Source organism: Aeromonas sp. 603757, from assembly GCF_049171255.1.
GTDB classification, from domain to species: Bacteria; Pseudomonadota; Gammaproteobacteria; order Enterobacterales; family Aeromonadaceae; genus Aeromonas; species Aeromonas veronii_A.
Window position 1 is genome coordinate 19,011 of record NZ_JAAKOE010000021.1, and the last position, 13,022, is coordinate 32,032.

Here is a 13,022-nt window from a genome sequence, read left to right on the forward strand (position 1 = left end):
GCTGCAGGGGTGCGGAATTGTGCCCATTCGGGTAATGAGCTTTGTGTCGGGTGAGCAGGATGCCTTATCCTGTTTCCAGCCACGCTGCGTTTGCAGCGCTCCAACTCGGGATGGAACCTATGCGCCTCTTCGACTCTCCCTCTGCTTCTCACCGATCTACCGCTGAAACCTGCGCTCTGCGCCGCCGCTGGTCGGCCCTGCTGCTATCCGGGCTGACAGGTTTGCTGCTGGCAGGTTGCGGCCCTGACAAGCCCGCCAGCCAAGTACCGACCACGGAATCCACAGCCCGGCAGGAGGTCGGGGCGCCAACTTCTGTAGTGCAGGCCAATGCCCGCCAATATCGCGATGCCCCGGCGCTGGCGCTGGTCTTCTCCGGCCCCCTGGCGCCCAAGGCAAACTGGCAGAGTTGGCTCGGGGTCAGTGAGGGGGGCAAGCAGGTGCAGGGGGAGTGGATCCTCGCCGACGATGGTCGCACCCTCTATTTCCCGAACGTCCAGCCCGACAAAAACTACGAGGTGAGCCTCAAGGCGGGGCTGGGTCCATCCCCCCAGAGCTGGACTCTCAAGACCCGGCCGCTGGAGGCGGGAGCCTCTTTTACCGCCAGTGGCATGGTATTGCCGCTGCGCGACGAGCTGCGCCTGCCCATCAGTGCGGTCAATGTGGATGAGGTCAATATCGACTTCTTCCGGGTCGATGCCGAATACCTGCCCCGTTTCCTGGCCGAGTATCGCCCCGGTGCCGGCATGGGCAACTGGGAGCTCGAGCAGATCACCAAGCGGGCCAAGCGGGTGTTCAGCGGCCGCTATGCGCTGGAGCTTGATGCCAACCGGCGCGAGACCCGCCTCATCAATGTGAAGGAGCCGCAGCTGGCGGAGGCCGGCGTCTACTTTGCGGTGATGTCGCCCCTTGGCAACTACGACTGGCGCAAGGAGACCACCTACTTCGCGGTGAGCGACATGGGGCTCAGTGCCCGTCGTTACCGCGATCAGCTGGAGGTGTTCGTGAGCTCCCTGGCCAGCGCTGACCCGCTCAAGGATGTGCAGCTCTCCCTGCTCGACGAGAAGGGTAACCGGCTGCAGGTGCAAACCACGGATCCGCAGGGTCATCGTCGCTTCGATCAGGTGCAGGGGGCCCGCCTGCTATTGGCCGAGCAGGGCAACCATCTGGCGGTGCTGCGCCTCGATGGGGCGGCGCTCGATCTCTCCACCTTCGATCTCGGCACCCAGCCCTGGCGGGCCCAGCAGTTGTATCTGTTCAGTGGACGCGATCTCTATCGCCCCGGCGAGCGGCTCGACAGCGAAATCCTGCTCAAGGGGCAGGATGGCCAGCTGCTGCCGGGGATGGCGGTGGAGCTGGAGGTGAAGCAGCCGGACGGCCAACTGCTCGAACAGAAACGGCTGCTGCCGGACAATTTGGGCGCGGCCCACTACGGCCTGCGCCTGCCGGATGATGCGCCGCTCGGGCGCTGGACCATCAACCTCAAGACCGCTGCCGGTAGCCGCTTCGAGTGGCCTTTTCTGGTGGAGGAGTTTCTGCCGGAGCGGCTGAAACTGCAGCTTGGCAAGGGGCCGGATGGGGAAGTGACGAGTCTGGACGCCGCCCTGACGCTGCTACTGCAAGGCGACTATCTCTACGGTGCGCCAGCGAGCGCCACCAAGGCCAAGGCGGAGGTGAAAATCAGCCGCGCCACCATGCCCTTTACCCAGTGGCAGGAGTTCACTCTGGGTGACGTGCTGCTTGCCGAGCAGGCCAAGGATCTTGAACCGCTCAATCTCACCCTCAATGCGCAGGGGCTGGGGACTTTTTCGCTTGCTGATGAACTCGATGGGGTGCGCGCCCTAGGGCCGCTGGAGGTGGCCTATCGGGTGTCGCTCGCCGAGCCCGGTGGCCGCGCTGTCAATCGCAGCCGCACCCAGTATGGCTGGCCCGCGGGCAGCCAGTGGCCGGCGCTCAAGGCCGACTTCGTGGCTGATCGGGTAGAGGGGGGCAAGCCGCTCCCCTTCCAGATCCTCAACCTTGATGAGCAAGGCCAGCCGGTGGCGGGGGCGGTGAAGGTGCGCCTTGTCAACGAGTACCGCGACTACTACTGGCACTACGCCGATGGCGAGGGGTGGAAGTACGAGTTCAACAGCCAGCCCTATCTGGAGCAGGAGCAGACCCTGCAGTTGGATGGCAAGGGGCCGACCCCGCTCACGCTGCAACTGGCGGCGGGCTGGTATCGGTTGGAGGTGGAGAACAGTCAGGGCCATCAATCCAGCCTGCGGGTGGAGATCGGCAGTTACGCCTGGGGCGGCGGTGGCGAGCAGGCGCGCCCTGACAAGATTGCCATCACCCTCGACAAGCGCGCCTATCTGGCGGGCGACAAGGCCAAAGTGACCCTGGTGGCCCCGCGCCCCGGCAAGGGGTTGCTGCTGGTGGAAGATGGCGACGGTCTGCGCTGGTGGCAGCGCATCGAGCTTAAGGGGGCCGGTGGCGATGCCAAGGATGCTCGTGGCGAGTTCGAGATCCCGGTTAGCCCCGAGTGGCAGCGTCATGATCTGCACATTTCGGCCCAGATCGCCGCGCCAGACAGCGCCTCCAAACCGGCTGGCAAGCAGCAGAGCCTGCGCTCGGTCGGGCTGGTGCCGCTCACCCTGGATCGGGAAGCGCGCCGTCTGCCGCTCAGCCTGAGCGCGCCTGATAAAGCGGTGCCGCTTACCCGGCTGGAAGTGACCGCCACCTCCATCCCCAATAGCCAAGGGCGGGTGGTGCTGGCGGCGGTGGATCGGGGCGTGCTAAACATCAGCGATTACCAGCCTCTCGACCCGTTCGAGATCTTCTTTGGCCGCAAGCGCTTCTCCCTAGATTTGTTCGACAACTACGGGCAAGTGATCCCGCCGCAGGATGGCAAGCTGGCCCGCCTCAACTATGGGGGCGACCGTGCGCCGCTGAAAAAGGGTGGTGCGCTGGAGAGCCGGGTCGAGATCGCCGCGCTCTGGAGTGGCGAGGTGAGTTTTGACCAGCAGGGCAAGGCGGTGATCCCGCTCGATTTGCCCAACTTCAACGGCGAACTGGCTCTGATGGCGCTGGCCTGGAACGAACAGCAAGTCGGGGAGGCCGAGCGCGCCGTCAAGGTGGTGGCGCCCTTGGTGGCCGAGATTGGCTGGCCGCGCTTTGGCGCCAGAGGCGATGAGACCCGGGCGCTGGTGCAGCTGCGCAACATGAGCGGCGAGGATCAGACCCTTTCTCTTTCCTGGACCCTGAACGGTGGGCTCAAGGCAAACGGCGAGCTGCCCGGCACCCTTTCCCTTAAAAATGGCGAAGAGCAGTGGCTGACCCTGCCGCTCACCGTGACCGGGGCGAGCGGTGTGGCAAGCCTGCAGTTGGCTGCCAGCGGCAAGGATTTTGCCATCAACCGCGACTGGACTTTGCCGCTGCGATCCCCCTGGCCTGCCGAGACTCGCCAGCGTTATCAGATGCTGGCCCCCGGCCAGCAGATGAGCTTTGCGCCAGCTGAGCTGGCCGGGCTGGATCGCGCCAACCTGCAGGGGCTGCTCAGCCTCTCCGGCACCCCGCCCTGGGATCCGGCAGCCCAGTGGCAGGCGCTGGCCGATTACCCCTATGCCTGTCTGGAGCAGACCTTGTCCCGTGCCTGGCCTTACTTGCTGACCACGGCCGATGAGCGGGCCGCCTGGAGCAAACCCGCAGAGGGCAAGAAAGCGGCGAGCGAGGCGGACGTGCAACGTGCCCTGTTGCAGCGGCTGCAGCGGTTGCAACTGCCCAGCGGCGGTTTTGGTCTCTGGGATGGTCGCTCCGATGAGGAGCAGTGGCTCACCGCCTATGCCGCCGACTACCTGCTGGCGCGCAAGGAGGCGGGCGACGCAGTGCCGGAGGCGATGCTCAATCAGTCTTTGAACCGGCTGCAAAGCTATCTCACCGACAGTCAGTATGGCGAGCGCTGGAGCAGTGCCCCCGAGCACAGCCGGCTGGCCTATCAGGCTTACAGCGCCTATGTGCTGGCCCGGGTGGGCAAGGCGCCGCTCGCTACCCTGCGCCTTATCTGGGAGCAGCAGGCCGATCACGCTCGCTCCGGTTTGCCGCTTTTGCACCTTTCGCTTGCGCTCTCGGCCATGGGGGATGAGCAGAACGCCGGCAGGGCCCTCAGCCGGGCATTGGCGACCGAGCGCGGGGACGACTATCTGGGGGATTACGGCTCGCCGCTGCGTGATCAGGCCCTTGAACTCTCACTGCTGCGCCAGCACAAGCTGGCTGCGGAGCGCTGGCTTGATCTCAGTGCCAAGGTGGCCGACACCCTGGCTCACCGTCAGTGGCTCAGCACTCAGGAGCGGCTCGCCCTGTTGCGACTCGCCCGCTTCGATCCGGCCGTCGACTGGCAGGCCAAGGTAACTTCCTCTCTTGGCAGTGAATCCCTGAGCGGTTCGGCTCCGCTACAGCAGGGTGCCCCCGAGGCACTGGCGGCGAGCGCCGTCACCAACGAGGGCAAGGGCTCGCTCTATGTGCAGCGCACCCTGATCGGCTACCCCGAACAAGCGCCAGCACGGACCAGCAAAGGGATGAGCGTGACCCGCAGTTGGTTCAACAGCGACGGTCAGCGTTTTGACCCGGCCAAAGTGAAGGTGGGCGATCTGGTGGTGGTGCGACTCAACGTCAGCAGCGAATCTGCCGTGCCCGATGCCCTGCTGGTGGAGATGGTGCCCGCTGGCTTCGAGCTGGAGAACCCGGCCCTTGGCAACAGCATCAAGCTGGAAGAGCTCTCCATCGAGGGGAAGCCGGCGTGGCAGAGTGAGTGGAACGACTATCTCAAGCATCAGGAGTTTCGCGATGACCGCTACACGGCAGCGCTGGATCTGAGCGAGGGGAGCAACCAGCAACTGGTCTACCTGATGCGGGCGGTGACGCCGGGTCGCTATCAGGTGCCGCCGACCCAGGTGGAGGATATGTACCGCCCCGAACTGCGTGCCGTGGGTGAGGATATTCACGAGGTGCGTATCTCTGAGTAACAAACCCTCACTTGAGCGGGTTCGCCCGCTCACTTTCTGGCAGCGTGGCTGGCTGAAATTAGTTCGCACTGGCCACGCTTGCTGGCGCTGGCTTGGTCGCCTGCCACGCTGGCTGCTCTTCTCGGTGCTGGGAGTTGTAGCACTGCTGCTGTCATTGCTGGCGCTGGATCGCATTTTCCCGCCGCCGCCACTAGACCCCGCCTACGCACGGGTGGTGCTTGACATGAAAGGGCGACCGCTGCGTGCCTTTGCCGATACCAGCGGCGTGTGGCGTTACCCCGTGACCCTGGAGCAGATCTCCCCCCGCTATATCGAGGCGCTGCTGGGCTACGAGGATCGCTACTTCTGGCGTCATCCCGGGGTCAATCCGGTGGCCATGGTGCGCGGGGTCTGGCAGTGGCTGCGCTATGGGCGGGCTGTATCGGGCGGCTCGACCCTTACCATGCAGGTGGCGCGTCTTATCGAGCCCTACCACCGGAGCGTGCCCGGCAAGCTGCGCCAGATGGCCCGCGCGCTGCAACTGGAGTGGCACTACGACAAGCGCACCCTGCTCACCGTCTACCTCAACCGGGCGCCGTTTGGCGGCAATCTGGAGGGGGTGCAGGCGGCAAGTTTTGCCTATCTCGGCAAGAGTGCGGCCAAGCTGACCTATGCCGAGGCGGCGCTGCTGGCAGTGCTGCCGCAGGCCCCCAGCCGCAACCGGCCTGACCGGCATCCTGAGCGGGCCCGCACCGCCCGTGACAAGGTGATGCAGCGGCTGGTAGCGCAAGGCGTCTGGCCCGAACAGGTGTGGCTGGAGGGGCGTATCGAGCCGGTGCTGGCCCGCGGTCACTTCACGCCGATGGAGGCGCCGCTCTTTGCCCGTCTCGCCGCCGACAATCAGGCCGGGGCGCTGGTGCACACCACCATTGATGGCGATCTGCAGCGCTGGTTGGAGGGGCGGGTGGCGAGCTACATTCGCCGCTTCCCCGAGCAGACCTCAGCGGCGTTGCTCTTGGTAGATAACAAAACCATGGCGGTGCGTGCCTATGTGGGCAGCGCCGAGTATGGCAATTTGCGCCGCCACGGTTATCTCGACATGGTGCAGGCGATCCGCTCTCCCGGCTCCACCCTCAAGCCCTTTATCTACGGTCTGGCTATGGACGAGGGGCTGGTGCACTCGGCCTCCCTGCTCTCCGATGCGCCAAGGCTGGGATCTGATTATCGCCCCGCCAACTTTTCCGGCGCCTTTCAGGGGCCGGTGACCCTCGCTCAGGCGCTGCAGCAATCCCTCAACGTGCCGGCGGTGCAGGTGCTGGAGGCGCTCGGGCCCGACAAGCTGGTCAGCCGCCTCGACAACGCCGGGGTGCGGCTGGCCCTTTCCGACAAGCCAAATCCGGCCATCGCGCTGGGGGCAGCGGGCATTAGGCTCGAGCAGCTGGTGGCCCTCTACAGCGCACTGACCCGGCAGGGGCAGGTGGCGATGCCGGTCTGGCTGGCGGGGCAGCAGGCGGTGTCACGCCCCTTGCTGAGCCCGGGAGCGGCCTGGATCATCTGGCAGATATTGAGTGCCCAGGGGCGCGCGGATCAGCCCTTTGCCAGTGAGGCGACCGGCCGGGTCAACAGGCTGGCCTGGAAGACCGGCACCAGCTACGGCTATCGCGACAGCTGGGCGATGGGAGTCTCCGGTCGCTGGACCATCGGCGTCTGGCTTGGGCGCCCCGACGGCACCCCCATGCCCGGTTTTTACGGCCAGAGCGCAGCGGTGCCGCTGCTGCTCTCGGTCTACTCGCGATTGGCTGACAACAGCCCCTTGCCGGCACAACCCAACACGGTGAGTGAGGCCGAGATCTGCTGGCCGCTGGGGCGCAAAATGAGCGCGACCCTGCCTGAGGCCTGTTTGCAGCGCCAGAGCGCCTGGTTGCTGGAAGGGCGCGATCCTCCCACCTTGCCGGATCCCATGGACTGGCCCTCGCCGCTGCGCCAGGTTGCACTCACTGCCGAAGGCAAGCCGACGCTGATCCGTTGCCACGATGCGGCACAATCCGGTTTTCGGGCGCTCTGGCCGCTGTCGCTGGAGCCGTGGCGAACGCCCGGCGAGCGACGACAAGCGCTGCTTGCCAGCGGTTGCAAGGGAGAGGGGCAAAGTGCCGAGCTGCAGGCCCCTATTCGCATCGTGGCGCTGGGGGAGGGCAATCTTATCCGCAGTCAGCGCTACCGGTTGCAGCCGAAGGTGCTTGGCGGTGTTGGCAAGCCAGCCTGGTTTCTCAACGGCCAGCGGCTGCGCTGGGACGGGGATCAGGTGCTGAGCGTGGCGGGGCGCTACCAGTTGGTGGTGGTGGATGAAGCGGGCAACAGCGATCGTATCGAGTTTCGCGTGGTGCATCCTGACGGTGATGCCGGCACCATCACCCGTTGAGCGTTTTGCCGACAGCCATTGAGGTGAATGTAATTAACCATTTGAAATGCATCAATATTTGATTGGGTGAATTAATTTGTGAATAATTACGAATTCATTCAAATCCAATCGGGAGTTCTCTTTTGCTGCGTGTTCTGTGTCCCTTGCTGGTGCTGATGAGTTCGGGTTGTGCCACAACCAATCATGGTGATCACCATGTTTCTCCTGAACGTACCGGGTTCTATTCACCTTTCGAACCTGCTTCCGAGAGTTTTGCGCGTTGCTATCAGAAACAGTTTGCCTGTACCCCTGCCAATATCCGCCGTGACAGGGCGATGGAGGCGCGCAGGCAGGCGCAAGAGCAGGCCAATCATCGTGGTGATGATTGGTAGGCCACAGATAACGAGAGGGGTTGGCAAATGCCAACCCCTTTTTCATTCCGCCAATTCAGCCCGGTTGGCGCAGATGGCCGAGCCGGGTGAAGAAGTGCAGGCTCTTGCGCTGGTGAAAGTGGCTCTTCTTGATGGGATGGAAGATGAGGTTGCTTTCGGGGTGGATCGCCTTTAACTGGTGGAGCATGGCCACGGCGGGCAGGCTGGTGCTGACCAGGGTGGTGAGTGGCATGCTGAGGGTCTCGGGCCCGAGCAGTTGATTGAGCCCTTGCTGAGCCTGCTCAAAGCGGGTCAGGGCCGCCGGGTCGGCATAGCCGCTATCCAGCATGGCGAGCAGGTTGTCGATGGCCAGATGAAATTCGGCCAGCTGTTGGCGAAAGCCGCTGCGCCCGCGCAGGGCAATCAGCTCTGCAAACGGAATATCGGCTAGGTGAGTGGGCACTTGCAACGGGATTTCGAGGTGGAAGCAATCCTGACCGCCGCGATTGTGGTAGCGGGATTCGAGCAAATGGAGCAGTCGGTCGAGATAGTCGTGATCGGTAATAAGCGCCCCGTCATTGGCGAGTGCCCACTCACGGGCGAGACGCATGGAGAGCAGATTGGCAAAGCGTCGCGCCATTCTGATCCCCCCTTCATCCCGGGTCGCAAAGCCGTGAGTCAGGCAAAAGCCGTGCAGCCGCTCCAGCCCCGCCTGATCCGGGCAGAAGCAGTCGTGGTTGGCCTCCTGACGCCAGCGACCAATCAGCTCCTTGTTGCCAAACACCTTGTGGCGGACGAAATCGGGGGCCACAAGGCCGCTTATCTGGCTCTCCAGTTGCGGGGTAATGGCGGCAAAGAAGGCGGCATCGGGCCGCTCGGCCAGCAGATCGGTCTGCTGTTGAAGGGTATCGAGCAGGGCGGTGAGACCGCTCTTTTCGCTGACGGTGAAGACAAAGGCAAGCCTCTCCAGATAGAGCAGGGCAAATTTGAGCCAGAGCTCGTCGCGTACCTCCATGCCGGGGTAGTAGATATAGGTCTTCATCGGATCAGTCTGTTGTCAAAAATCTGGCGAGGCGCAGGGTCGGGAATATACGCAAGATTGCGGTCGCGCGGCAAACACTGCGTGGGGGAATGTGAGCAAACGCTCATCCAGTAGGCGCTGGCCACAAAGTTCTGATATAATTCGCGCCCTTAAATCAAGGTCACCCGAGTCATTACCATGAAGTTCATTATCAAGCTGTTCCCGGAAATCACCATCAAGAGCAAGTCGGTTCGCCAGCGCTTTATCAAGATCCTGCAGGGCAATATCCGCAATGTCCTGCGCCGCTTCGACGACGATGCCCGCGTACGGATGGATTGGGACAAGCTGATCGTGAGCTCCCGCAATGACCAGTTCCGCGAGCAGGCAATCGAAGCCCTGGCCTGCATTCCCGGCATTCAGGCCTTCCTCGAGGTACAAGCCAGCAAGTTTACCGATCTGCACGACATCTTCGAGCAGGTGAAAGCCGTGTGGGGCGACCAGCTCAAGGGCAAAACCTTCTGCGTGCGCGCCAAGCGCCACGGCAAGCACGAGTTTTCCTCTCTCGAGATTGAGCGCTATGTGGGCGGTGGACTGAACCAGCACTGCGAAAGCAATGGTGTGCGCCTCAAGAACCCGGATGTGAAGATCAACCTCGAGATCGACGGCGAAGAGCTCTTTATTGTCAGCGCCATCCATCAGGGCCTGAGCGGCATGCCCATCGCGACCCAGGAAGATGTGCTGAGCCTGCTCTCCGGCGGTTTTGACTCCGGCGTGGCATCGTTCCAGTTCATCAAGCGCGGCTGCCGCGTGCACTACTGCTTCTTCAATCTGGGCGGTGCTGCCCACGAAATCGGCGTCAAGCAGGTGGCCTACCACCTGTGGAACCGTTTCGGCTCCTCCCACCGGGTACGTTTCACCGCCGTGGACTTCGAGCCGGTGGTTGCCGAGATCCTCGAGAAGATCGACAACGGTCAGATGGGCGTGGTGCTCAAGCGGATGATGATGCGTGCCGCTGCCAAGGTGGCCGATGAGTTCCAGATCCCGGCGCTGGTGACCGGCGAGTGTGTGGGTCAGGTCTCCAGCCAGACCCTCACCAACCTGAACGTGATCGACCGGGTCACCGACAAGGTGATCCTGCGCCCGCTCATTACTTGGGACAAGCCGGATATCATCAGTGAAGCCCGCCGCATCGGCACCCTGGAGTTCGCCGAAACCATGCCGGAGTATTGTGGGGTCATCTCCAAAAAGCCGACCGTTAAGGCCGATCTGGCGCGCATTGAAGAGGAAGAGGCCAACTTCGACTTCTCCATTCTGGACAAGGTGGTGGCCGAGGCCCGTTACCTTGACATTCGTCGCATTGGTGAAGAGACCGCCGCCGAGGTGCAGGAAGTGGAGACTACCGCCGAGAGCGGTGACAACGAGGTGATCCTCGATATCCGCTCCATGGACGAGCACGACGAGAAGCCATTGCTGGTGGAAGGGCGTGAGGTCATGCATATCCCCTTCTTCAAGCTGGCCACCGCCTTTGGCGATCTGCCCAAGGAGAAGACCTACCTGCTCTACTGCGATCGCGGCGTGATGAGCAAGCTACAGGCGCTTTACCTGAAAGAGAAAGGCTTTGCCAACGTCAAAGTTTACCGTCCGTAATTTGACGCTCAATCTCCCATAAAAAATCCGGCCAATGTGCCGGATTTTTGTTTTATAGCTCGGAGCTTGGATTTATGGACAGGGAACGGGAGTGAAGGAGTGCTCCCCCAGGCAGCGCCAACCCATTTCCGCTCCCCGCATTTGCCAAAGGTTATCGCTGCGATAGAGAGTCAGGATATAGAGCATGTCGTTCTTGCTGCCATCGAGGGCAACCGAGAGTACCAGATCATTATCCAGTTGCTGGGCATGGATGCGACTGGGGATGTCGCTATGACCGACAAAACGAAGTGCTACCTCACGGTAGTCATTGACCCATTTCTGATGTAGCTCGTTCGCCTGACGTATCTGCTGGTTGAACTGCTGCACTGGCGCCGATGCCAGTCGTCCAAAAACGGCTTGTGCTTCGGCATGTGCTGCCGTCACGTTCGCAAGGAGGAGAGTGGTAAGCATACCGATTTTGTGCATGAGAATATCCGGCTAACAACGACTGCTTCTATGACAACAGAAAAGCCCATTTGGTTCAACGCACAACCCACAGAGCCATATTCCACTGCGGGTGTGCTTTCAGTTGCGTTGCAGCGAGAAGGTTGGTAGCGACAGGTGCCAGTAGATAGCAGCTACCCGCAAACCGAACACGGCTGTCATACAGATGAGCATGGCGGTTACTCTGTCCATGTTCGCCTCCAGTGCCAGGGTGTAGAGGATTCCGCCCAAAATGCAGGCTGTTGCATAGATCTCTTTTTGCAACACCATAGGCACTTCCCTGGCCAGTACATCACGGATCATGCCGCCTGCTACCCCTGTCATGGTCCCCATCAGCACGGCGATCAGTCCCGGGGTACCGAAGTTGAGGGCTTTTTGCGCCCCAATCACCGTAAAGAGGGCCAGTCCGAAGGCATCCGCCACCGGCAGCACATACCAAGGCATTCTGCGGGGCAGTTTGACCATCCACATACCGATCAGCGCCGTTGCAATGACCACCCAGATATAGAGAGGATCGCGAACCCAGAACACCGGGGTTGCTCCCAGGATCATGTCGCGGATGGTACCACCGCCGATGGCGGTGACTGCCGCCAACACCATGACGCCAAATCCGTCCATTCTGAGCCGGCCCGCCACCAGAACCCCTGAAAACGCGAATACCGCAGTACCAAACATATCGCTGATGTAAACAATCTGCTCAACCAGTGTCTGCATGGAAAACAACTCACGCCAAATTGTTGATGGGGCCGCGATTTTAGGGGCTGGAGAGCCCAATCGCCAACTGTGCTCGACAAAATTGAGAGTCGACACCGCTTTTTTCTCGCATCATGGACAAGGAGGGGCTCGAGTGTGCCTGTTTACCTCCTTGTTGGAGGAGGGGCGCGATGAGTTTCTGCCACGTTTTAGTGGGCGTTTTTTTCCTTAAGTTTATCCCCGACCTGTCGATATATAGGGTAAGCGGCGTTAACGTGATGAAGCGTTGAAAAAAATGCTAAAGACATCGAAAAACGGGCCGTTAAATAAGACGCATCGGGCACAGAAAATAATAAAGCCAGAGCAAATAGAAGAGTAAATTTAATAGCTTAGGAGAATAGTCATGGGCCTTTATATCAACACTAACGTTTCATCACTCAACGCTCAGCGTAACCTGATGAACACGACCAAATCACTGGATACATCCTACACTCGACTGGCATCCGGTCTGCGTATCAACAGCGCCAAAGACGATGCCGCCGGCCTGCAAATTGCCAACCGTTTGACCTCCCAGATCAACGGTCTGGATCAAGGTAATCGTAATGCCAATGACGGTATTTCTGTTGCCCAAACTGCCGAAGGGGCAATGGATGAAATTACTTCCATGCTGCAACGGATGCGTACGCTGGCTCAACAGTCAGCCAACGGCTCCAACAACACAGATGACCGTACCGCGCTGCAGCAAGAGTACACTCAGCTGATGACTGAGATCGACCGGGTAGCCAAAGATACCACCTTCGGTGGCCAGAACCTGCTCAATGGCGGCTATGTGGGCACCTTCCAGGTGGGGGCAGACGCAGGGCAGACCATCACCTTCCGGATGACGACCGCCTTTACTATCTCGGGCATGGCCTCTGCCACCAGTGGTAGTGCGACAGTGGCAACCACGACCTCGGGCGAGCCGTATAACATCACGAAGACAGCAGGAACGCCGGTCACATCTACCAGTATGTCGACCATTACAGCTGCAAGCTCGGCCCAGTCGGCTATGGCCAACCTGGATTACATGATAAAGGTGGTGGACAGCAAGCGTGCTGAATTGGGGGCGGTACAAAACCGGTTTGACTCGACCATTCGCAACCAGGCGAACGTCTCCGAAAACGTTAGTGCTGCACGCTCACGTATCCGTGATGCAGACTTCGCCACCGAGACTGCAAACTTGACCAAGCAGAATATCTTGCAACAGGCCGCATCAACCATACTGGCCCAGGCGAACCAGCGCCCCCAGTCAGCTCTTTCGCTGCTGCAAGGCTAACAAAAGAAAACAGGGCGGTTGTTCAGGCCGCCCTGGTCAAGAGATGGAACAAAGGGGTGTTCGGTTCGCACTCTGTTCTATCGGGAGAGATATAATTCTCTACTAGTAATGCCAA

At 61.2% G+C, this 13,022-nt stretch carries 8 protein-coding genes; 5 read left to right on the forward strand and 3 right to left on the reverse strand.

Translation table 11 applies throughout. The features are described from left to right. Window positions 1–119: 119 nt before the first annotated feature. The 3 genes from G5332_RS17340 (at window position 120) to G5332_RS17350 (ending at window position 7,769) form a co-directional block, all read left to right on the forward strand. A complete protein-coding gene (locus G5332_RS17340) occupies window positions 120–5,000 on the forward strand; it encodes an alpha-2-macroglobulin family protein (RefSeq protein ID WP_421249885.1) in 4,881 nt (1,626 codons plus the stop codon). Further along, window positions 4,966–7,398 carry a penicillin-binding protein 1C gene (pbpC, locus tag G5332_RS17345; RefSeq protein ID WP_421259548.1) on the forward strand — a complete coding sequence of 811 codons (2,433 nt, stop codon included), beginning with the start codon at window positions 4,966–4,968 and terminating at the stop codon, window positions 7,396–7,398. The genes G5332_RS17340 and pbpC overlap by 35 nt, the downstream gene beginning before the upstream one ends. Before the next feature lie 122 nt (window positions 7,399–7,520). Then, window positions 7,521–7,769, forward strand: coding sequence for a hypothetical protein (locus G5332_RS17350; RefSeq protein WP_421249887.1), 249 nt, complete (start codon window positions 7,521–7,523; stop codon window positions 7,767–7,769). Between the two features lie 55 nt (window positions 7,770–7,824). Here the strand turns inward: G5332_RS17350 and G5332_RS17355 are convergent, their stop codons facing one another. Continuing rightward, entirely contained in the window at window positions 7,825–8,790 is a 966-nt protein-coding gene (locus G5332_RS17355; RefSeq protein WP_421311445.1) for a hypothetical protein, read from the reverse strand. Window positions 8,791–8,967: 177 nt separating this feature from the next. Between G5332_RS17355 and thiI the strand changes: the two genes are divergently transcribed. Beyond that, window positions 8,968–10,416: a tRNA uracil 4-sulfurtransferase ThiI gene (gene thiI / locus G5332_RS17360; protein ID WP_421173042.1), complete on the forward strand. Its 1,449-nt coding sequence runs from the start codon at window positions 8,968–8,970 to the stop codon at window positions 10,414–10,416. Between the two features lie 72 nt (window positions 10,417–10,488). On the opposite strand, the gene G5332_RS17365 is transcribed toward thiI, so the two are convergent. Together G5332_RS17365 and G5332_RS17370 are read right to left on the reverse strand one after the other, a co-directional pair. Next, complete coding sequence (locus G5332_RS17365; protein ID WP_042053183.1) at window positions 10,489–10,881, reverse strand: hypothetical protein; 393 nt, start codon at window positions 10,879–10,881, stop codon at window positions 10,489–10,491. A 99-nt stretch (window positions 10,882–10,980) separates the two neighbouring features. Continuing rightward, window positions 10,981–11,613, reverse strand: a complete 633-nt coding sequence (locus G5332_RS17370) for a trimeric intracellular cation channel family protein (protein WP_129503709.1) — start codon at window positions 11,611–11,613, stop codon at window positions 10,981–10,983. Window positions 11,614–11,995: 382 nt separating this feature from the next. Here G5332_RS17370 and flaA point away from each other — a divergent pair, with 382 nt between their 5' ends. Beyond that, window positions 11,996–12,907 (forward strand): flagellin A, encoded by a 912-nt coding sequence (gene flaA, locus G5332_RS17375; protein WP_129503710.1) that lies wholly within the window; start codon window positions 11,996–11,998, stop codon window positions 12,905–12,907. Window positions 12,908–13,022: the final 115 nt, after the last annotated feature.